The 19466-nt window shown below is 71.3% G+C and carries 19 protein-coding genes; 14 read left to right on the top strand and 5 right to left on the bottom strand.

The window, feature by feature from the left end; translation table 11 throughout:
- Positions 1-169 precede the first annotated feature (169 nt).
- A complete protein-coding gene (locus ACIBBD_RS35635; protein WP_399423748.1) occupies positions 170-1276 on the bottom strand; it encodes a DUF5937 family protein in 1107 nt (368 codons plus the stop codon).
- Positions 1277-1436: 160 nt separating this feature from the next.
- Between ACIBBD_RS35635 and ACIBBD_RS35630 the strand changes: the two genes are divergently transcribed.
- Positions 1437-1652 (top strand): hypothetical protein, encoded by a 216-nt coding sequence (locus ACIBBD_RS35630; RefSeq protein ID WP_399423746.1) that lies wholly within the window; start codon positions 1437-1439, stop codon positions 1650-1652.
- Here ACIBBD_RS35630 and ACIBBD_RS35625 read toward each other — a convergent pair.
- A complete protein-coding gene (locus tag ACIBBD_RS35625; protein WP_399423835.1) occupies positions 1642-2841 on the bottom strand; it encodes a threonine aldolase family protein in 1200 nt (399 codons plus the stop codon). The genes ACIBBD_RS35630 and ACIBBD_RS35625 overlap by 11 nt on opposite strands.
- 196 nt (positions 2842-3037) lie before the next feature.
- On the opposite strand from ACIBBD_RS35625, the gene ACIBBD_RS35620 reads away from it, so the two are divergent.
- The 10 genes from ACIBBD_RS35620 to ACIBBD_RS35575 all read left to right on the top strand — a co-directional run bounded on the left by ACIBBD_RS35620 (position 3038) and on the right by ACIBBD_RS35575 (position 11387).
- Entirely contained in the window at positions 3038-3967 is a 930-nt protein-coding gene (locus ACIBBD_RS35620) for a Rossmann-like and DUF2520 domain-containing protein (RefSeq protein WP_399423744.1), read from the top strand.
- On the top strand, positions 3964-4956 hold the full coding sequence (panC, locus tag ACIBBD_RS35615; protein ID WP_399423743.1) for a pantoate--beta-alanine ligase: 993 nt from the start codon (positions 3964-3966) through the stop codon (positions 4954-4956). The genes ACIBBD_RS35620 and panC overlap by 4 nt, the downstream gene beginning before the upstream one ends.
- On the top strand, positions 4953-6668 hold the full coding sequence (locus ACIBBD_RS35610) for an L-aspartate oxidase (RefSeq protein WP_399423741.1): 1716 nt from the start codon (positions 4953-4955) through the stop codon (positions 6666-6668). The genes panC and ACIBBD_RS35610 overlap by 4 nt, the downstream gene beginning before the upstream one ends.
- Before the next feature lie 5 nt (positions 6669-6673).
- Positions 6674-7666 carry a carboxylating nicotinate-nucleotide diphosphorylase gene (gene nadC / locus ACIBBD_RS35605; protein WP_399423740.1) on the top strand — a complete coding sequence of 331 codons (993 nt, stop codon included), beginning with the start codon at positions 6674-6676 and terminating at the stop codon, positions 7664-7666.
- 14 nt (positions 7667-7680) lie between these two features.
- Positions 7681-8478, top strand: a complete 798-nt coding sequence (locus ACIBBD_RS35600; protein WP_397964686.1) for a type III pantothenate kinase — start codon at positions 7681-7683, stop codon at positions 8476-8478.
- Between the two features lie 266 nt (positions 8479-8744).
- On the top strand, positions 8745-9467 hold the full coding sequence (locus ACIBBD_RS35595) for a hypothetical protein (protein WP_399423834.1): 723 nt from the start codon (positions 8745-8747) through the stop codon (positions 9465-9467).
- Between the two features lie 73 nt (positions 9468-9540).
- Positions 9541-9720 carry a hypothetical protein gene (locus ACIBBD_RS35590; RefSeq protein ID WP_399423738.1) on the top strand — a complete coding sequence of 60 codons (180 nt, stop codon included), beginning with the start codon at positions 9541-9543 and terminating at the stop codon, positions 9718-9720.
- 164 nt (positions 9721-9884) lie between these two features.
- Complete coding sequence (locus tag ACIBBD_RS35585; RefSeq protein ID WP_399423833.1) at positions 9885-10283, top strand: BlaI/MecI/CopY family transcriptional regulator; 399 nt, start codon at positions 9885-9887, stop codon at positions 10281-10283.
- Positions 10284-10292: 9 nt separating this feature from the next.
- On the top strand, positions 10293-10826 hold the full coding sequence (locus tag ACIBBD_RS35580) for an amino-acid N-acetyltransferase (protein ID WP_399423736.1): 534 nt from the start codon (positions 10293-10295) through the stop codon (positions 10824-10826).
- 225 nt (positions 10827-11051) lie between these two features.
- The gene (locus tag ACIBBD_RS35575; protein WP_399423735.1) at positions 11052-11387 is read left to right on the top strand and encodes an Lsr2 family protein; all 336 of its coding nucleotides are present in this window, start codon (positions 11052-11054) and stop codon (positions 11385-11387) included.
- On the opposite strand, the gene ACIBBD_RS35570 is transcribed toward ACIBBD_RS35575, so the two are convergent.
- On the bottom strand, positions 11366-12055 hold the full coding sequence (locus ACIBBD_RS35570; RefSeq protein WP_399423733.1) for an SCO3374 family protein: 690 nt from the start codon (positions 12053-12055) through the stop codon (positions 11366-11368). The genes ACIBBD_RS35575 and ACIBBD_RS35570 overlap by 22 nt on opposite strands.
- A gap of 430 nt (positions 12056-12485) precedes the next feature.
- Here ACIBBD_RS35570 and ACIBBD_RS35565 point away from each other — a divergent pair, with 430 nt between their 5' ends.
- Positions 12486-15011, top strand: coding sequence for an ATP-dependent Clp protease ATP-binding subunit (locus ACIBBD_RS35565; protein ID WP_399423732.1), 2526 nt, complete (start codon positions 12486-12488; stop codon positions 15009-15011).
- 78 nt (positions 15012-15089) lie between these two features.
- Here ACIBBD_RS35565 and ACIBBD_RS35560 read toward each other — a convergent pair whose 3' ends face one another.
- The gene (locus ACIBBD_RS35560) at positions 15090-15743 is read right to left on the bottom strand and encodes an HAD family acid phosphatase (RefSeq protein WP_399423730.1); all 654 of its coding nucleotides are present in this window, start codon (positions 15741-15743) and stop codon (positions 15090-15092) included.
- A 517-nt stretch (positions 15744-16260) separates the two neighbouring features.
- Between ACIBBD_RS35560 and ACIBBD_RS35555 the strand changes: the two genes are divergently transcribed.
- Positions 16261-16854 carry a M23 family metallopeptidase gene (locus tag ACIBBD_RS35555; protein ID WP_399423729.1) on the top strand — a complete coding sequence of 198 codons (594 nt, stop codon included), beginning with the start codon at positions 16261-16263 and terminating at the stop codon, positions 16852-16854.
- Between the two features lie 51 nt (positions 16855-16905).
- Here the strand turns inward: ACIBBD_RS35555 and ACIBBD_RS35550 are convergent, their stop codons facing one another.
- Positions 16906-17499, bottom strand: a complete 594-nt coding sequence (locus ACIBBD_RS35550; protein ID WP_399423728.1) for a TetR/AcrR family transcriptional regulator — start codon at positions 17497-17499, stop codon at positions 16906-16908.
- A gap of 169 nt (positions 17500-17668) precedes the next feature.
- On the opposite strand from ACIBBD_RS35550, the gene ACIBBD_RS35545 reads away from it, so the two are divergent.
- Positions 17669-19258: an MDR family MFS transporter gene (locus ACIBBD_RS35545; RefSeq protein ID WP_399423726.1), complete on the top strand. Its 1590-nt coding sequence runs from the start codon at positions 17669-17671 to the stop codon at positions 19256-19258.
- Positions 19259-19466 lie beyond the last annotated feature (208 nt).

Genomic DNA, 19466 nt, shown 5'->3' with positions numbered 1-19466 from the left:
GCAGGCCCGGCGGCCACTTGAACCGCGGGGGCCTGACCAGGACCGTCGTCAGGCCCGCCGACGACTGAACCACGCGGACCCGATCAGGACCTCGTCAGACCGGCGGGTCGGCGCCCGCACCCCGGCAAGATCCACGAGACGCTCCCTGGCGGAGTGTCCCTTCGAGTCCCTAGCGGAGTATCCCTTCGAGGAAGTCGCTGCCCAGCCGGGCCACCACCGTCACGTCCAGCTGGTGCAGCACGTACCGCCCGCGTCGGCGCGTGGTGACCAGGCCGGCCTTCTTCAGGACGCCGAGGTGCCGGGATATCTCGGGTGCCGTCATGCCGTGCGCCTGGGCCAGCTCGGTCGTGGTGTAGGCGCTGCGGGCCAGAAGCCGGCAGATCCGCATCCGCACCGGGTGGGACAGGGCGGTCATCCGCAGCGTCAGCTGCTCGACGGAGGGCGGCGAGGCCAGCTCTGGCGAGCCGACCGGGTAGTGCAGCACCGGCTGCCAGCCGTACCGGTGAAGCACCATCAGGTGCGGCCAGCCGAGGCTCGTCGGTACGCACAGCAGGCCCCCGTCCGCGGTCGTGGTGCGGCCCTCGACGAGCTTGTCCACCGTGATCCGCCGGGTGTGCTCGTCCAGCGTCACGGCGGAGGAGACCGAGGCGAGCGCTTCCGCGAGTCCCTTGCGGTGCAGCAGCTCCGTCTTGTGGCGCGCGTCCGCGGCGAGCGGGTGACGGACCCGGGCCCAGACATCGGCGAAGAAGGCCTCGTCGCAGTCCTCCAGGAACCGCCTCAGCCAGGCACGCACGCGGGGCGGGTCGTCCAGCAGCCGCCGGGTGAAGCGCACCTGGCGGGGTCCGCGCGTGGCGGCCAGTTCGAGGGCGCGGCGGTGCAGGACCGGGTCGGAGAGGACGCCGGAGCCCGGCAGGTCGTACCCGGGCGCGCAGGTGAACTCCAAGGCTGAGTCGACGAACTGCTCGTCCGTCAGCTTGTCCAGCAGGTCCAGCTCCTCGGCGAGCGTGGCGCCCGGGAGCGTGCGTCCGCCGGGGACACCGGCGCAGGGCAGGAAGATGTCCGAGAACGTCGTCCGCCACAGGAAGTCGGCCTCGCACATCCGGTCCGCCAGACGCGGGTCCAGGCGCGCGGTGACGCTCGTGACCCAGCCCTGGAGCCCGGGGTGGTGCCCCGGCTCGGACAGCGCGTGCAGTGCCATGCCGAGCTCGGCCAGGGGTGAGGGCACGATCGCGACCCCCTCCGGCCGCAGTCCCGTGACGTCGATGCTCACGCTCATGCCCTCATGGTGCCCTCCGCCACCGACAACGCCGTCACCGATTGACGGCGGCCGTCAATCGGCACGGCGCGGCCCACCGGCCCGGCGCACGCCGGGGGCACCGGGGCGACCGCCAAGCCCTGCGGATCCCCGTTCCCCACCTCCCGAAGGGGCACCGGCCATGAGCACCACGCAGCAGTACGCCCTCGACGCCCACCGCGCCCGGCGGCACGGCGAGCCCACCCCGCCCGCGCCCGGCACGCACGACTGGCGGGTGACGCGCGCACTGCGCGACCACCACCGGTTCCGCGCCGTCCTCGCGGGCCGCCCGGCCCACGGGCGCGTACGGAGGGCCCTGAGCCGGCTGCCGCGTCCGCGGCCCCGCCCTACCCGCTGACCTCCTCCGCCACCTCGGCCACCCGGGCCACGAAGTCGGCGACCGCCGCCTTCACCTCGTCCGCCGCCCAGGCCAGGCCGTCGGCGCGCACGGTGACCTCGGTGACGCCGAGGCCCGGCCCGGCCCGGTCCCACGGCACGCCGAAGAGCAGCGTCCCCGTCTCCTCGGCCTGCCGCACCGCCGCCTCGGCGAGCACGTCCCCGTCGTACGGCAGCCAGACCTGGAACTCGTGGGTGTGCGGTTCCTCGGGGTGCACGCGCGCCCACGGCACCCCCGCCTCCGCGAAACCCTCACGCAGCGCGGCGGCCACCACGCGCGCGTGGGCGACGTACTCCGGCAGCCGGGGCAGCTCCCGGTCCAGTCCGACGAGCGCCGACAGCGCCGTCGGGAACTGCTGGAAGACCATGCCGCCGTACCGGTGCCGCCACACCGCGGCCTCCTCCACGAGCGTCCTCGGGCCGGCGAGGGCGGCGCCGCCGAAGCCGTCGAGGGACTTGTAGAACGACACGTACACGCTGTCGGCCAGGCCCGCGATCTCCTCCAGGGGACGGCCGAAGTGGACGGTGGACTCCCACAGGCGCGCGCCGTCGAAGTGCACCACCGCGTCGCGCTCGCGCGCCGCTTCCACCACCTCGACGAGCTCCTCCCAGGACGGCAGCAGGAAACCGGCGTCCCTGAGCGGGAGTTCCAGCATCAGCGCCCCGAAGGGCTCCTCGAAGTCGCGCACCTCGTCGGCCGTCGGCTGCCGGGGCTCACTGGTCAGACGCACCGGACGCAACCCGCTGACCGTGCTGAACGCGTTCCGTTCGTGCACCTCGGGGTGGGACAGCCCGTGCAGCGCGACGGTGGGGTTGCCGGTGCGGCCCGCCCAGCAGCGCAGGGCGACCTGCTGGGCCATCGTCCCCGTCGGGAAGAACGCGGCGGCCTCCGTGCCCAGCAACGCGGCGACGCGCCTCTCCAGGGCCTCCACGACCCGGCTGCCGTACAGGTCGCCGGGCTCGTCCAGGTCGTACACCCGTGGCGCCGCCTCCCACAGCAGGGCGAGCTGGTCGCGGAGCGTCCTGCGGAAGCCCGCGCGCGACAGGACGCGCCGTGCCGTCCCCTGGGCGGCCGCCCGCCGCTCCCGCAGCCGCTCCCGCGCCGACCGCGCGGCGCCCCGACCCGCGCCCTGCCCCGTGCCCTGCCTCATGCCCTGTTCCGCCGTCTCCGCCATACCTCGGATCATGCCGCGCCCCGATCCGGCCGAGCACCCGCAGGTCCCTCCCCGCCGCTGTTGGAAAACCCACAGCCTGTGGACAACCGGAGGCTCCGCGTACCGATCGCGTTAACATGACGAGAAATCGTCCGGTACCCGGAGCGGACTGGAACGGGAAGGCCGCCGTCGAGTGAGTACAAGCCAACAGCCAGACCCCAGGGACCGTCCCGCGCGGCTCACCGTCGGTGTCGTCGGCGCCGGCCGCGTGGGCCCCGCGCTCGCCGCGTCCCTCCAGCTCGCCGGACACCGTCCGGTCGCCGTCTCCGGCGTCTCCGAGGCCTCCCGGCGACGGGCCGCCCTGATGCTGCCCGACGTGCCGCTCGTCCCGCCCGCCGAGGTCCTCGAGCGCGCCGACCTGGTCCTGCTGACCGTGCCCGACGACACCCTTCCCGGACTCGTCGAGGGACTCGCCGAGACGGGCGCCGTACGGCCGGGACAACTGCTCGTGCACACCTCGGGGCGGTACGGCGCGCGCGTCCTCGACCCCGCCCTGCGCGCGGGCGCGCTGCCGCTGGCCCTGCACCCGGCGATGACCTTCACCGGCACGCCCGTGGACGTCCAGCGCCTGGCCGGCTGCTCGTTCGGCGTCACCGCGCCCGACGAGCTGCGGCTGGCCGCGGAGGCCCTCGTCATCGAGATGGGCGGCGAACCGGAGTGGATCGCCGAGGAGAGCCGGCCGCTCTACCACGCGGCCCTCGCCCTGGGCGCCAACCACCTGGTCACGCTGGTCGCGCAGTCCATGGAGCTGCTGCGTACGGCCGGCGTCGAGGCACCCGACCGGATGCTCGGCCCGCTGCTGGGCGCCGCCCTCGACAACGCGCTGCGCTCCGGCGACGCGGCGCTCACCGGCCCGGTCGCGCGCGGGGACGCCGGCACGGTCGCCGCGCACGTCGCCGAACTGCGCCGGCACGCCCCGCAGACCGTGGGCGGCTATCTGGCGATGGCCCGGGCGACCGCCGACCGCGCGCTCGCCCACGGACTGCTCAAGCCGGAGCTCGCCGAGGACCTCCTCGGGGTACTCGCCAACGGGACCAACGGCGCCGAGGGAGAAGCCGGATGACCACGACCCTGCTGCGCACCGCCGACGAACTGCACGCACGCGCGCGTGCCGGCCGCCGGGCCGTCGTGATGACGATGGGCGCCCTGCACGAGGGGCACGCCACCCTCGTCCGCACCGCCCGCGAGATCGCCGGGCCGGAGGGCGAGGTCGTCGTCACGGTCTTCGTCAACCCGCTGCAGTTCGGCGCGGGCGAGGACCTCGACCGCTATCCGCGCACCCTGGACGCCGACGTCAAGATCGCCGAACAGGCCGGCGCGGACGTGGTGTTCGCCCCGTCCGCCGACGAGGTGTACCCCGGCGGCGAGCCCCAGGTGCGCATCAGCGCGGGCCCCATGGGGGAGCGCCTGGAGGGCGCCTCGCGCCCCGGCCACTTCGACGGCATGCTCACCGTCGTCGCCAAGCTGCTGCACCTCACCCGGCCGGACGTGGCCCTGTACGGGCAGAAGGACGCCCAGCAGCTCGCCCTGATCCGCCGCATGGTGCGGGACCTGAACTTCGGCGTCGAGATCGTCGCCGTACCGACCGTGCGCGAGGACGACGGACTGGCCCTGTCCAGCCGCAACCGCTACCTCTCCCCGGCCGAGCGGCGCACCGCGCTCGCGCTCTCCCAGGCGCTGTTCGCGGGCCGCGACCGGCACGCCGCGCAGGAGGCGCTGCGGGCACGCGCGCGTGAGGTGCCCGCCACGCACGCGCGTGCCGAGGCGCTCAGCGCCATAGGCGAGTCCCGCGCGGCCGCCGACGCGCACGCCGTCGCCAAGGCCGTCCCCGGAGCCCCGGCGGCCGTCCGCGCCGCCGCCCGCCTCGTCCTCGACGAGGCCGCCCGGCTGAGCCCGCCGCTGGAGCTGGACTACCTCGCGCTCGTCGACCCGTCCGACTTCACCGAGATCGGGGACGACTTCAGCGGCGAGGCCGTCCTCGCCGTCGCCGCCCGGGTCGGGACCACCCGGCTGATCGACAACCTTCCCCTCACCTTCGGAGCCGCCTCGTGACCAGCACAGGCATACGACTGCACGCGCCCGCGCCCGGGTGGGCCATCGCCGCGGACGTCGTGGTCGTCGGCTCCGGAGTCGCCGGTCTGACCGCCGCCCTGCGCTGCGAGGCCGCCGGCCTGACGACGGTCGTCGTCACCAAGGCCCGCCTGGACGACGGCTCCACCCGCTGGGCGCAGGGCGGCATCGCCGCGGCCCTCGGCGAGGGCGACACCCCCGAACAGCACCTGGACGACACGCTGGTGGCGGGCGCGGGCCTGTGCGACGAGGAAGCGGTGCGGATCCTGGTCACCGAGGGCCCCGACGCCGTACGGCGCCTCATCGACACCGGCGCCCACTTCGACGAGTCCTCCGAGGGCGGCCTGGAACTCACCCGCGAGGGCGGCCACCACCGCCGCCGCATCGCGCACGCCGGCGGCGACGCGACCGGAGCGGAGATCTCCCGCGCGCTCGTCGAGGCGGTACGCGCGCGTGGCGTGCGCACGATCGAGAACGCACTCGTCCTGGACCTGCTCACCGACGTCGACGGCCGCACCGCGGGCGTGACGCTGCACGTCATGGGCGAGGGCCAGCACGACGGCGTGGGCGCCGTGCACGCCCCCGCGGTCGTCCTCGCGACCGGCGGCATGGGCCAGGTCTTCTCCGCGACCACCAACCCGTCCGTGTCCACGGGCGACGGTGTGGCCCTCGCCCTGCGCGCGGGGGCGGAGGTGAGCGACCTCGAGTTCGTCCAGTTCCACCCCACCGTGCTGTTCCTCGGCTCCGACGCGGAGGGCCAGCAGCCCCTCGTCTCCGAGGCGGTGCGCGGCGAGGGCGCCCACCTGGTCGACGCGGACGGCGTGCGCTTCATGCTCGGGCAGCACGAGCTGGCCGAGCTCGCGCCCCGGGACATCGTCGCCAAGGGCATCATGCGCCGCATGCAGGAGCAGGACACCGAGCACATGTTCCTCGACGCCCGCCACTTCGGCGCCGAGATGTGGGAGCACCGCTTCCCGACGATCCTGGCCGCCTGCCGCGCGAACGGCATCGACCCGGTCACCGAGCCCGTCCCGGTCGCCCCGGCCGCCCACTACGCCTCCGGAGGCGTACGCACCGACTCCCACGGCCGGACGACCGTCCCGGGCCTGTACGCGTGCGGCGAGGTCGCCTGCACCGGCGTGCACGGCGCGAACCGGCTCGCCTCCAACTCGCTCCTGGAAGGGCTCGTCTACGCCGAGCGCATCGCCGCCGACATCGCGGACAGCCGGGCGGCGGACGGCCTCCCCGCGCCCGTGCCCGCGCCGGTCGAGCAGCCCGACCGGCCCGCGCACCCGCTCCTCGGCGCCGAGGCCCGCTTCGCGATCCAGCGGATCATGACCGACGGCGCGGGCGTCCTGCGCTCCGCCGAGTCACTGGAGAAGGCCGCCGACCAGCTGCAGCGGCTGCACAGCGAGGCCCGCGACGCCCTCCACGAGAACGGCAAGACCGCCGAGCCGGGAGTCGACACCTGGGAGGCCACCAACCTGCTGTGCGTGGCCCGGGTCCTGGTCGCCGCCGCGCGACTGCGCGAGGAGACCCGCGGCTGCCACTGGCGCGAGGACCACGCCGAGCGCGACGACACCGACTGGCGCCGTCACATCGTCGTCCGGCTGAATCCGGACCGGACGCTCGCCGTACACACCACCGATACCGCAGACTTCCCCCCGACCCGGCAGCACCACCAGGAGCAGTGACAGAAGTGAGCACCCCCGAGGACCTTCCCCTCGTCCAGAGCGGCGGCTGCGGCGACGGCTGTGCCTGTGGCGCCGACGTCGGCATCGACGGCGACGAGGACTACCTGGAGTGCGGGCTCGACCCCGCCCTCGCCCAGCTCCTGGCCGACGCGGGCCTCGACCCGGTCGAGGTCGAGGACATCGCCAACGTCGCCATCCAGGAGGACCTGGACCACGGCGTGGACGTGACGACGGTCGCGACCATCCCCGAGGAGGCGGTCGCCACCGCCGACTTCACCGCGCGCGAGGCGGGCGTGGTGGCGGGCCTGCGCGTCGCCGAGGCGGTGATCTCCGTCGTCTGCTCGGACGAGTTCGAGGTCGAGCGGCACGTGGAGGACGGCGACCGCGTGGAACCCGGCCAGAAGCTGCTGTCGGTCACCACGCGCACGCGTGACCTGCTCACCGCCGAGCGCAGCGCCCTCAACCTGCTGTGCCGTCTGTCGGGCATCGCCACCGCCACGCGCGCGTGGGCGGACGCCCTGGAGGGCACCAAGGCACGCGTGCGTGACACCCGCAAGACCACGCCGGGCCTGCGCGCCCTGGAGAAGTTCGCCGTACGGTGCGGCGGCGGCGTCAACCACCGCATGTCCCTCTCGGACGCGGCCCTCGTCAAGGACAACCACGTGGTCGCCGCGGGCGGCGTCGCCCAGGCCTTCGAGGCCGTACGGGAGGCCTTCCCGGACGTGCCGATCGAGGTCGAGGTCGACACCCTGCACCAGCTGCGCGAGGTCCTGGAGGCCGGCGCCGACCTGATCCTCCTGGACAACTTCACGCCCGGCGAGTGCGCGGAGGCCGTCGGTCTCGTCGCCGGGCGCGCCCTGCTGGAGGCGTCCGGCCGGCTGACCCTGGACAACGCCAAGGCCTACGCCGACACGGGTGTCGACTTCCTGGCCGTGGGTGCCCTGACCCACTCCTCGCCGATCCTCGACATCGGCCTTGACCTGCGAGCGGCGGAGTAGGAGCGCGACCGGCCATGCTGCTGACGATCGACGTGGGGAACACGCACACGGTGCTCGGCCTGTTCGACGGTGAGGACATCGTCGAGCACTGGCGGATCTCGACGGACGCCCGCCGTACGGCCGACGAGCTCGCGGTCCTGCTGCAGGGCCTGATGGGCATGCACCCCCTGCTCGGGGTGGAGCTGGGCGACGGCATCGACGGCATCGCGATCTGCGCGACCGTGCCGTCCGTCCTGCACGAGCTGCGCGAGGTGACCCGCCGCTACTACGGCGACGTGCCCGCCGTACTCGTCGAACCCGGGGTGAAGACCGGCGTACCGATCCTCTTCGACAACCCCAAGGAGGTCGGCGCCGACCGCATCATCAACGCGGTCGCGGCGAACGAGCTCTACGGCGGTCCCGCGATCGTCGTCGACTTCGGCACGGCGACGACGTTCGACGCGATCAGCGCGCGCGGGGAGTATGTCGGCGGCGTCATCGCCCCCGGCATCGAGATCTCCGTGGAGGCCCTGGGCATCAAGGCCGCCCAACTGCGCAAGATCGAGGTGGCCCGCCCCCGCAGCGTCATCGGCAAGAACACGGTCGAGGCGATGCAGTCCGGCGTGGTCTACGGCTTCGCGGGCCAGGTCGACGGAGTCGTCGGCCGCATGGCCCGGGAGCTGGCGGACGACCCGGACGACGTGACCGTCATCGCCACGGGCGGCCTCGCCCCCATGGTCCTCGGCGAGTCCTCGGTGATCGACGAGCACGAGCCCTGGCTCACCCTGATCGGCCTGCGGCTGGTGTACGAGCGCAACGTGTCCCGCATGTGAGACGCGGCGGGCCCGCGCGCGTGCGGCGACGGGCCCGCGGGGCGGGGGCGGGCCGGGCGAGGGCGAGCGGGCCCGCGCTCGCGTCCGGCGACGGGACGGCGCATGCCTGCCCCGCCCCGTCACGGGCGCCGGGCAGCAGCGCGGGTCACGGTGCGGCGCGGGGCGTCGGGGGGAATCGGACGCGCCACACCTGTCCGTTATGTCGAACTTGTCTGATTAGCGCGTATCGTCGCCGCATGCCCACGCCATACGGATCCCGCGGCGGCATGGCGTTCGGTGCGGAGGAGCTGCGTGTGCTCCGCCGCGCCCTCGCCCTCGCCCTCCACCCCGGTCCCGCCTCGGCCGAGGACGTCCAGGACTGCCATCGCCTCGCCGAGTCCCTCGACGAGGCGATGCGCGAGGCGGCCCGGCTGCGGGCCTTCCTGGTGGCCGACCTCGCCCGGTACCGCGCCGCCCTCCCCGGGGCCACAGCCGGCTACCTCACCCTCCTGGAGGAGGTGCTGGGCGCCGGCTACCGGCCCGACCCCGACGACCTCGCCGCGCTGCGCGCCCTGCGCGGCAACAGGGCGGCCGCCGCCCTCCTCGCCCGCTGCCAGGTCCTCGCCGAACAGGACGTACGCGCCCGTCTGGCGCACCGAGCGACCCCCAGGGCCACTCCCGCGGCTCCTCTCGTGCCGGCGTCCCGTACGCGCCTCCTGGCCCTGCCGGGGGGCCTCTCCGCCACCGTGGAGGCACAGGCGGACGGTCGCGTCGCGGTCGATGTCCCCGCCACCGTCGCCGTGGCCGCCGACGGTCCCGAGGGCGAGCCGCAGAAGAAACCCGCCGAGAAGCCCGCCGCCCCCCGCCCCGCTCCCGGACCCGTCCCCGTGAAGCCCTCCGCACCCGAGCCGACGCGCCGGCCCGTCCCCACGCCGGGCGAGGTCTTCCCGCACGGCAAGCCGGCCCCGCCGCCCGCCGACCCGGGGCAGCAGCGGCTCGCGGTCTGCTGAGGCGCACCGCCACCCGCCTCCGGCGGACCGACCCCGCCCCGATGTCCCCTTCCTCCCTGGCTACCCTGGATCCATGGACTATGTCTCCGCGCTCGTGCCCCCGGTCGTCATGGCCGTGTTCTTCATTGGTGTGATCAGGGTGATCGTGAAGACCCAGGGCGGGGCCAACAAGGCCAAGGAGGACGCGGCCGTCGACGCCGCCCTGGCGCGCACGGACGGCGCCCGCCAGACCTCCGCGACCACCGACGCCTGATCCCCGGCGCTCACCTCAGGGCGTACGGCTCCCCAGCCAGGGAGTCGTACGCCCTTTTTGTCCGTGTTCGTCGAGAAAGTTCACGTCCGGCACGCGATTGGTGGGATCTCCCACTATTGTTCTGAGGTGTGCCTCGCCCATTGGGAGAACTCGAAGACGCGGTCATGACGCGGGTGTGGAAGTGGAACCGCCCGGTGACCGTTCGGGAAGTCCTGGAAGACCTTCAGCAGGAACGGTCCATCGCGTACACCACGGTGATGACCGTTTTGGACAATCTCCATCAGAAGGGCTGGGTGCGCCGTGAGGCGGAAGGCCGGGCCTATCGATATGAGGCGGTCTCCACCCGGGCCGCCTACGCCGCGGCCCTGATGAACGACGCCTGGGCGCAGAGCGACAACCCCGCCGCCGCTCTCGTCGCCTTCTTCGGCATGATGAGCGACGAACAGCGACTGGCCCTGCGGGACGCGGTCCGGATCGTCCAAGGTCCGGAAACAGCCGCACCCGCAGAACCGGGGAGTGCCGGGGAGAACCCCGGCTCGGCGACGGAGACCGGCGGGCGATAGCGTCCGCACATGTCAGCAGAGAGTCCCGAAGTCAGCGGTAAAGCCATCACCGTCCGGCGGGCCCGGACCAGCGATGTCCCGGCCGTGCGCCGTCTCCTTGACGCCTACGTCCGCGGGGGCATCCTGCTCGACAAAGCGACGGTGACGCTTTACGAGGACATCCAGGAGTTCTGGGTCGCCGAACGCGACGACAACGCCGAGGTGGTCGGCTGCGGCGCCCTGCACGTCATGTGGGAAGACCTGGCGGAAGTCCGCACTCTCGCGGTGAAGCCCGGCCTGAAGGGCGCCGGCGTGGGTCACCAGTTGTTGGAGAAGTTGCTGCAGACCGCGCGCTGGCTCGGCGTTCGCCGTGTTTTCTGCCTGACCTTCGAAGTGGACTTCTTCGGCAAGCACGGCTTCGTGGAGATCGGCGAGACGCCGGTTGACACCGATGTCTACGCGGAGCTGTTGCGTTCCTATGACGAGGGCGTCGCGGAGTTCCTCGGACTCGAACGCGTGAAACCGAACACCTTGGGCAACAGCCGGATGCTTCTGCATCTGTGATCGTCGCGTCCATTCCGGACCGACCCGCCTTGCCCGGTGCCCTATGTCCGAAACGCGCATGTTTCCGGGCGGAGGGCGGGTCACGGTCCTCTCCCGGGGGTTTGTGTTTTTGCAGCAAAAGCGGTTTGCTTTCCGACGTACTGCAGTACTGCATATAACAGGGGGCGGCGAAACGGCGGACGCCGCGGACCCCCGGTCCTCACGTTATCGATGAAAGGAAATCCGGTGGCACAGAAGGTTCAGGTCCTTCTTGTCGACGACCTCGACGGCGGCGAGGCGGACGAGACCGTGACGTTCGCGCTGGACGGCAAGACCTACGAGATCGATCTCACGACGGCCAATGCGGACAAGCTGCGCAGCCTTCTCGACCCCTATGTGAAGGGTGGTCGTCGTACCGGAGGCCGTGCCGCGGGCGGACGCGGAAAGGCGCGCGCCACTGCCGGCGGCAGCCAGGACACCGCGCAGATCCGCGCATGGGCGAAGGAGAACGGTTACGAGGTCAACGACCGTGGCCGCGTTCCCGCGTCCATTCGCGAGGCCTACGAGAAGGCCAACGCCTGAGCGCTCACGCGCCGCAGCCGGACACGGTGGCAGTGCGTCGCCAGCGTGTCCACCCAACGCACCAGATCGGGGGCGCCCCCACCGCCCCCCAACGCCGACACGGTCGGCAGTGAGGCCTCGACCTCGCACCCGGTCTCGGGGGGCCGCACCCACACGGCGGCCCCCTGCGCAGGCCAGGACGGCTCCAGGCCCGGCGGCAAGGGCGCCTCGATGACTCCGCCCGCCCCGGTCGCCGTCAGATCCAGCGGCAGTTCCCCCCACTCCAGCCACCGCAGGATCCCCGGCAGCTCCTCCGCGCTCCCCGCGGCCACCAGCAGCCGCATCCGGTCACCCCGAACGGCCACCGGAGAGCCCGGCGCCAGGCGCCGCAGCGCCGCGTGACCCGCCTCGGCCGGCACCTCCAGGACGTCGAAGCGCACACCCACCGACAGCCCCACCGGCTCCCCGGGCACCGTCGTCCACCCCAGTTCGTTCTCGTACCAGCCGCGGACTCGGTCGGCCGGGGCGGGCGGACGGGCCTCGGCAGCGGCCGGCCCGGCCGCGGGGAGCGGCTGGGAAGCGGCCACACCGGCCGGGTGGAGAGGCCGACGGGGAAGGGGGAGCGGGAGTGTCGGAGCGGCGGCCTGGGGGACGACCGGGGAAGCGACCGGAGGAACTGAGCCAACCATGCCAAGCGCAACCGTCCGGGCCGCCCGAGAGTTACGGTGCGTGTTCAGCCGAACGCGCGCCGTGCCGGAGAGGGGGGCGCGTGGGGGCGTCGGGGGGCGCAAGGTTGTTCGCCCATAGCGGAGGGAACCGGTGCGCGCGGCATGGAGTGTCAGTCCCAGCGGGTAAGACATCCCTAGTGGGAGGGGGCGACACGCAGGAAAGGCCGTCTCGCGTTCGCCATCGGCGTACTGATGGTGGGGGTAACTGCCTGGCCTGCGGGAACATCGTCTCGCACCATCGGGTTGGAGCAGATGTCGGCGTTCGGGGTCAGGAGGCCATCGACGGTGTCGGCAGTTGGAATGAGCGGTCCCCGCTTGCGGGACTAAGCTGCGGAAGGACAGGGAGGGGAAGTTCCCCCCACTGCCTGACCGCTCTGAGGAGCGATTAACGATGTTCGAGAGGTTCACCGACCGCGCGCGGCGGGTTGTCGTCCTGGCTCAGGAAGAAGCCCGGATGCTCAACCACAACTACATCGGCACCGAGCACATCCTCCTGGGCCTGATCCACGAGGGTGAGGGTGTCGCCGCCAAGGCCCTTGAGAGCCTCGGGATTTCGCTCGAGGCGGTCCGCCAGCAGGTGGAGGAGATCATCGGCCAGGGCCAGCAGGCTCCCTCGGGCCACATCCCCTTCACCCCCCGTGCCAAGAAGGTCCTGGAGCTGTCGCTCCGCGAGGCCCTTCAGCTGGGCCACAACTACATCGGCACGGAGCACATCCTGCTCGGCCTGATCCGTGAGGGCGAGGGCGTCGCCGCCCAGGTCCTGGTCAAGCTGGGCGCAGATCTGAACCGCGTGCGGCAGCAGGTGATCCAGCTGCTCTCCGGTTACCAGGGCAAGGAGACCGCCACCGCCGGCGGGCCTGCCGAGGGCACGCCCTCGACGTCCCTGGTCCTCGACCAGTTCGGCCGGAACCTCACCCAGGCCGCTCGTGAGTCCAAGCTCGACCCGGTCATCGGGCGCGAGAAGGAGATCGAGCGGGTCATGCAGGTGCTGTCCCGTCGCACCAAGAACAACCCGGTGCTGATCGGTGAGCCCGGCGTCGGCAAGACCGCCGTCGTCGAGGGCCTCGCCCAGGCCATCGTCAAGGGCGAGGTGCCCGAGACCCTCAAGGACAAGCACCTCTACACCCTGGACCTCGGCGCCCTGGTCGCCGGCTCCCGCTACCGCGGTGACTTCGAGGAGCGCCTGAAGAAGGTGCTCAAGGAGATCCGCACCCGCGGCGACATCATCCTGTTCATCGACGAGCTGCACACGCTGGTCGGTGCGGGTGCCGCCGAGGGCGCCATCGACGCCGCTTCGATCCTGAAGCCGATGCTGGCCCGCGGTGAGCTGCAGACCATCGGTGCGACCACGCTGGACGAGTACCGCAAGCACCTGGAGAAGGACGCGGCCCTGGAGCGCCGCTTCCAGCCCATCCAGGTCGCGGAGCCGTCCCTGCCGCACACCATCGAGATCCTCAAGGGCCTGCGCGACCGGTACGAGGCGCACCACCGCGTCTCCATCACCGACGAGGCGCTGGTCCAGGCCGCCACCCTGGCCGACCGGTACATCTCGGACCGCTTCCTGCCGGACAAGGCGATCGACCTGATCGACGAGGCCGGTTCCCGGATGCGCATCCGCCGGATGACCGCTCCGCCGGACCTGCGCGAGTTCGACGAGAAGATCGCCGGCGTCCGCCGGGACAAGGAGTCCGCGATCGACTCGCAGGACTTCGAGAAGGCCGCCTCCCTCCGCGACAAGGAGAAGCAGCTCCTGGCCGCCAAGGCCAAGCGGGAGAAGGAGTGGAAGGCCGGCGACATGGACGTCGTCGCCGAGGTCGACGGCGAGCTGATCGCCGAGGTCCTCGCCACGGCCACCGGCATCCCGGTCTTCAAGCTGACCGAGGAGGAGTCCAGCCGCCTGCTCCGCATGGAGGAGGAGCTGCACAAGCGGGTCATCGGCCAGAACGACGCCGTCAAGGCGCTGTCGAAGGCGATCCGCCGTACCCGTGCCGGTCTGAAGGACCCGAAGCGTCCGGGTGGTTCGTTCATCTTCGCCGGCCCGTCCGGTGTCGGTAAGACCGAGCTGTCCAAGGCGCTCGCCGAGTTCCTCTTCGGTGACGAGGACGCGCTGATCTCCCTCGACATGTCGGAGTTCAGCGAGAAGCACACGGTGTCGCGTCTCTTCGGTTCCCCGCCCGGATACGTGGGCTACGAGGAGGGCGGCCAGCTGACCGAGAAGGTCCGCCGCAAGCCGTTCTCCGTCGTCCTCTTCGACGAGGTCGAGAAGGCTCACCCGGACATCTTCAACTCGCTGCTGCAGATCCTGGAGGACGGTCGTCTGACCGACTCCCAGGGCCGGGTCGTGGACTTCAAGAACACGGTCATCATCATGACGACCAACCTCGGCACCCGGGACATCTCCAAGGGCTTCAACCTCGGCTTCGCCGCCGCGGGTGACACGAAGACCAACTACGAGCGCATGAAGAACAAGGTCTCGGACGAGCTCAAGCAGCACTTCCGGCCCGAGTTCCTCAACCGCGTCGACGACGTGGTCGTCTTCCCGCAGCTGACGCAGGCGGACATCCTGCGGATCGTCGACCTGATGATCGGCAAGGTGGACGAGCGCCTGAAGGACCGGGACATGGGCATCGAGCTGTCCCAGTCCGCCAAGGAGCTGCTGTCCCAGAAGGGTTACGACCCGGTGCTGGGTGCGCGTCCGCTGCGTCGCACCATCCAGCGCGAGATCGAGGACTCGCTCTCGGAGAAGATCCTCTTCGGCGAGCTGCGTCCCGGTCACATCGTGGTCGTGGACACCGAGGGCGAGGGCGACGCCAAGACCTTCACCTTCCGGGGTGAGGAGAAGTCGGCGCTGCCGGACGTCCCGCCGATCGAGCAGGCGGCCGGCGGTGCCGGGCCGAACCTGAGCAAGGACGCGTGACCCTCCGGGGGTTCGCCTGACGGAACCTCGAAGAAAGGGGCCGGTGCTTTCGAGCACCGGCCCCTTTCGTGTTGCTGACTACGACAACTGGCCGTCGTAGTCAGGCAGCTTGAAGGTCTTCTCGGCGTGGCCGCCGGACAGGTCGGTGGCGCTGTTCCCTATGTTCGCGATGATCGTGTAGCCCTTTTTCTCGATGTCGACGCGCTGGGCCGTCTTGTAGGCGGCGACGTCCTTGAAGAGGTCCAGGAAGCCGCGGACGTAGAGGCCCGAGACCTGGTAGCCGACGTGATCGAGGTTGTAGTCGGTGAACGAGGCGATGATGCCCGGGCGGGCGGTGACGAAGAACAGCGAGACGCCGTGGTCCTGGGCGTACTCGGCGACGTCGAGGACCGGCTGGTTGGCCGGCTGCGGGTAGCTGAAGCCGAAGTCGGTCTCGAGCGTGGTGTTGTCGATGTCGAGGACGACGGCCTGCTTCTCGCCCGGCTTGGTGGCGGCGATGCGCTGCTTCAGATAGGGCAGTGCCTGGTCCATCACGGCCTGGCAGTCCGCCTGCCAGGTGTCGTAGTCGACGTCTGCGGCGGCGGTGGAGGCGGCTGTGGCGACGGTGGAGGTGCCGGCGGAGGGGGCGGTGGCCGTCGCGGCCTGGGCGCCGGCCGGGACGGCCATCGCGGTGACGGCGGCCGTGGCCACGGCGGTTGTGCCGATGCGGCGCGTCCAGATGCCTCTGGTCATGTGGAGGGGTCCTCTCGCGTCCATGGCGCTGCGGGTGTCGTGGGCATGCTCATCGGTGGGGATGGCTTGAGGGGAACCAGCGGGTTACTGGACGGTAGCCGTGTCTGAGAGGCCCGTCACACCCTCGTGCAGGCGATCGTGACGGGGGTCACAACTCGCTTGGGGTGTACGGGAGTAGCCCCCGTCACACTCCGAAGCGCCTTGCGACGGACCGTCGGTGACATGCCGCACAGGCGATTTGTCCGTTACTAGGCGGAATAGTGGCAACGGCGATTCGGACAAAAGGTGCCAAAGCCTCGGATAACTCCGGTTGTGGCAGGGCCTCTACCGGCGCCGAGGTGGATTTGGGGCGATAAGGCGGACTGTCAAGAAGTGTGCATTTTTGACGGGAGATACTAGCTTCCGTCGTAGATCACACGTTTGGGGCTTTACGAGCCGGCGGGTTACCAAGGGATGGCCATCCGGCGGACGTCCTGCGTCGGGTGGTTTTCACTGCCCCCGGCCCCATGAGGTTTCGATGTTCCAGCGCGTCACGTCCCGTTCTTCCCGTACGTCCCAGCTCCGCACCCGCGTGGCCGTCGGGGCCGCCGCTCTCGGCGCCTCGGTCGTGCTGGGGAGCGGGGTGGCGTCCGCCGCCCAGCCCGCCGCCCAGCCCGTCGCCGCCCAGGCCGCCGCGAAGACGGCCGCGGCCACCTCCTGGGTCAAGCCGGTCGCCCACTACACCAAGTCCGCCAGCTACGCCCAGGCCGGCGGCATGTGGCAGTCCACCCACAGCGGCCAGGACTTCGCCGTCCCGAACGGCACCACGGTCGTCGCCGCGCACGGCGGCACCGTGGTCAAGGCCGGCGGCAACGGCGCCGGCGACGGCCCCGCCTACGGCAACGCCGTCGTCATCAAGCACGGCAACGGGATGTACTCCCAGTACGCCCACCTGTCGGAGGTCGACGTGCGGATCGGCCAGATCGTCAAGACCGGTCAGCGCATCGCCCTGTCCGGCAACACCGGCAACTCCAGCGGCCCGCACCTGCACTTCGAGATCCGTACGACGGCCAACTACGGCTCGGCCGTCGACCCGGTCAAGTTCCTGCGGGGCAAGGGCCTGACCATCTGACGGGGCTCCGCTCCCTGACGGGTCCCCGCTTCGGGGTGGTACGGCTCTCCCTCAGGAGTGCGGACCCCGGTGGGCCTGGGTGATCAGATCGACGGCGACCTCGAGGACGGCTTCACGCTTCTCCTCGGGGTCGCCGTCGAGGTCGTGCAGGAAGTGCATGCCGGCGTGCAGGGTGAAGAGGGCGCTGATGCAGCGCACCTGGTCGGTCAGGGGGGCGTCCGGGTCGATGATGATGTCGCGCAGGCCGCGCATGCGGTCCTTGAACGAGTCGCCGATCTGCAGCTCCCGTACCGTCGCCTGGTTCTCCTGCATGAAGCGGAAGAGCGGGGCGGCCCCGCTGAGTGCCTGGCTGTAGCGGTGGACGAGTTCCCGCTTGGTCTCCAGCGTGTGCGGCTGGTCCTTGCCCCACTCGATCAGGTCTTCGATCGGCTTCGTCAGGTCCGCGAAGATGCTGACGATGATCTCTTCCTTGGTCTTGAAGTGGTAGTACAGGGCCGCCTTCGTGACCTCCAGCCGCTCCGCGATCTCGCGCAGTGAGGTCTTCTCGTAGCCCTGCTCGGCGAAGAGTTCGAGCGCCACGTCCTGGATGCGCTGGCGGGTGTTCCCGCGGCGCTGCTGCTTGGTGCCGTCCATGGTGACGTCCATCCTCGTACTCCGCGGAGTCCCGCGGAAATCCCCTGCCGTTCGGTAAGAAAAACTTACCCGCCGCCCGGCCGGAACTTACTTGACGCCCGGCTAGTTGCCGGTCTACTTTCCCGAGTGTACTGAACTAGCCGGGCGGCAAGTAAGTGGCGGCCCTGGGGGAGTGGGAACGATGGCGGACACACGCACCGTTGAGACGGACACCGCAACACCGGACAAACAGCCGAAGAGCGTGCGGGTCGTGATGCTCGCGCTGATGATCACGATGATGCTCGCGATGCTCGACAACATGATCGTGGGCACGGCGATGCCGACGATCGTGGGCGAACTCGGAGGCCTGGAGCACCTGTCCTGGGTGGTGACCTCGTACACCCTCGCGACCGCCGCCTCCACCCCGATCTGGGGCAAGCTCGGCGACATGTACGGGCGCAAGGGCGCCTTCCTCAGCTCGATCGTGATCTTCCTGCTCGGGTCGGCGCTGAGCGGCATGGCCCAGGACATGGGCCAGCTGATCGCCTTCCGCGCCGTCCAGGGCCTGGGCGCCGGCGGTCTGATGGTCGGTGTCATGGCGATCATCGGCGACCTGGTTCCGCCGCGGGAACGCGGCAAGTACCAGGGCATGATGGCCGGCGTGATGGCCATCGCGATGATCGGCGGACCGCTGGTCGGCGGCACCATCACCGACCACTGGGGCTGGCGCTGGGCCTTCTACATCAACCTGCCGCTCGGCGTGGTGGCCCTGGGCCTCATCACCGCCGTACTGCACCTGCCGAAGAAGCGGTCCCAGGCGCGCGTCGACTATCTGGGCGCCGCGCTGCTGACCGTCGGCATCACCGCCATCGTGCTCGTCACCACCTGGGGCGGCACGGAGTACGCCTGGGGCTCCGCCCGGATCATGGAGCTGATCGGGATCGGTGTCGCCGCGCTGGTCGGGTTCGTGTTCTGGCAGACCAGGGCCGCCGAGCCGATCGTCCCGCTGCACATCTTCCGCAGCCGCAACTTCACGCTGATGTCCCTCATCGGCTTCATCACCGGCTTCGTGATGTTCGGCGCGACCCTCTTCCTGCCGCTGTACCAGCAGTCCGTGCAGGGCGCATCCGCGACCAACTCCGGGCTGCTGCTCCTGCCGATGCTCGGCGCGATGCTCGTGACCTCGATGGTCGCGGGCCGGATCACGACCAGCAGCGGCCGTTACAAGATCTTCCCGATCGTCGGCGGCGTGCTGTTGATCATCGGGCTCTACCTGCTGTCCACGATGGACACCGGGACCTCCCGGCTCACCTCCGGTGTCTTCATGGCCGTCGTCGGCCTCGGTATGGGCTGCCTGATGCAGATCACCATGCTGGTCGCGCAGAACAGCGTGGAGATGAAGGACATGGGTGTCGCCTCCTCGTCGTCCACCCTCTTCCGTACGCTCGGCTCCTCCTTCGGTGTCGCGATCATGGGCGCGCTGTTCAACAGCCGGGTCGAGGACGTCATGGCCGAGCGGGCCGGCGCACTGGGCGCGAAGGTCACCGAGCAGTCCGCACAACTGGACGCGGCCGGCCTCGCCCAGCTTCCGGCGCCGACGCGGGAGGCGTACCAGTACGCGGTGTCCGACGGCACCCACGCGGCGTTCGTCCTCGGGGCCGCGGTGGCTGTGATCGCTCTGGTGGCGGCCTTCTTCGTCAAGGAGGTCCCGCTGCGGGGAGCGGGCCCGAAGCAGGAGGGGCCGACGGACGAGACCCCCGCAGCCAAGGCGCCTGCGGTGGAACCCGTCTGACCCGCTCCCGCACCACGTCGTCCACGAGGCCCCCGGCGGATGTCCGCCCCGGGGGCCTCTCCCGTGAGGGGAAGGTGCCGGGAGGGGAACTGCCGGGAGGGGCGTGGTGGACGGGGCCTGCCGGGAGGGCGGTGCCGCCGGCCCGCTGCCGTACGGGACCGATCCCTGCGGCTCGGTCCGGCCGACGGCGCGGGGCTTGTCGGTGGCC

Source organism: Streptomyces sp. NPDC051315, assembly GCF_044455165.1.
GTDB lineage: Bacteria > Actinomycetota > Actinomycetes > Streptomycetales > Streptomycetaceae > Streptomyces.
The sequence above is the reverse complement of the archived record's forward strand: the minus strand, read 5'-3'. Positions and strand labels throughout refer to the sequence as shown.

Coding starts and splice junctions, on each gene's coding strand:
- ACIBBD_RS35635 (WP_399423748.1), bottom strand. CDS start 1,276: ATGAGCGTGAGCATCGACGTCACGGGACTGCGGCCGGAGGGGGTCGCG.
- ACIBBD_RS35630 (WP_399423746.1), top strand. CDS start 1,437: ATGAGCACCACGCAGCAGTACGCCCTCGACGCCCACCGCGCCCGGCGG.
- ACIBBD_RS35625 (WP_399423835.1), bottom strand. CDS start 2,841: ATGAGGCAGGGCACGGGGCAGGGCGCGGGTCGGGGCGCCGCGCGGTCG.
- panC (WP_399423743.1), top strand. CDS start 3,964: ATGACCACGACCCTGCTGCGCACCGCCGACGAACTGCACGCACGCGCG.
- ACIBBD_RS35600 (WP_397964686.1), top strand. CDS start 7,681: ATGCTGCTGACGATCGACGTGGGGAACACGCACACGGTGCTCGGCCTG.
- ACIBBD_RS35595 (WP_399423834.1), top strand. CDS start 8,745: ATGGCGTTCGGTGCGGAGGAGCTGCGTGTGCTCCGCCGCGCCCTCGCC.
- ACIBBD_RS35590 (WP_399423738.1), top strand. CDS start 9,541: ATGGACTATGTCTCCGCGCTCGTGCCCCCGGTCGTCATGGCCGTGTTC.
- ACIBBD_RS35585 (WP_399423833.1), top strand. CDS start 9,885: ATGACGCGGGTGTGGAAGTGGAACCGCCCGGTGACCGTTCGGGAAGTC.
- ACIBBD_RS35580 (WP_399423736.1), top strand. CDS start 10,293: ATGTCAGCAGAGAGTCCCGAAGTCAGCGGTAAAGCCATCACCGTCCGG.
- ACIBBD_RS35570 (WP_399423733.1), bottom strand. CDS start 12,055: ATGGTTGGCTCAGTTCCTCCGGTCGCTTCCCCGGTCGTCCCCCAGGCC.
- ACIBBD_RS35565 (WP_399423732.1), top strand. CDS start 12,486: ATGTTCGAGAGGTTCACCGACCGCGCGCGGCGGGTTGTCGTCCTGGCT.
- ACIBBD_RS35560 (WP_399423730.1), bottom strand. CDS start 15,743: ATGACCAGAGGCATCTGGACGCGCCGCATCGGCACAACCGCCGTGGCC.
- ACIBBD_RS35555 (WP_399423729.1), top strand. CDS start 16,261: ATGTTCCAGCGCGTCACGTCCCGTTCTTCCCGTACGTCCCAGCTCCGC.
- ACIBBD_RS35550 (WP_399423728.1), bottom strand. CDS start 17,499: ATGGACGTCACCATGGACGGCACCAAGCAGCAGCGCCGCGGGAACACC.
- ACIBBD_RS35545 (WP_399423726.1), top strand. CDS start 17,669: ATGGCGGACACACGCACCGTTGAGACGGACACCGCAACACCGGACAAA.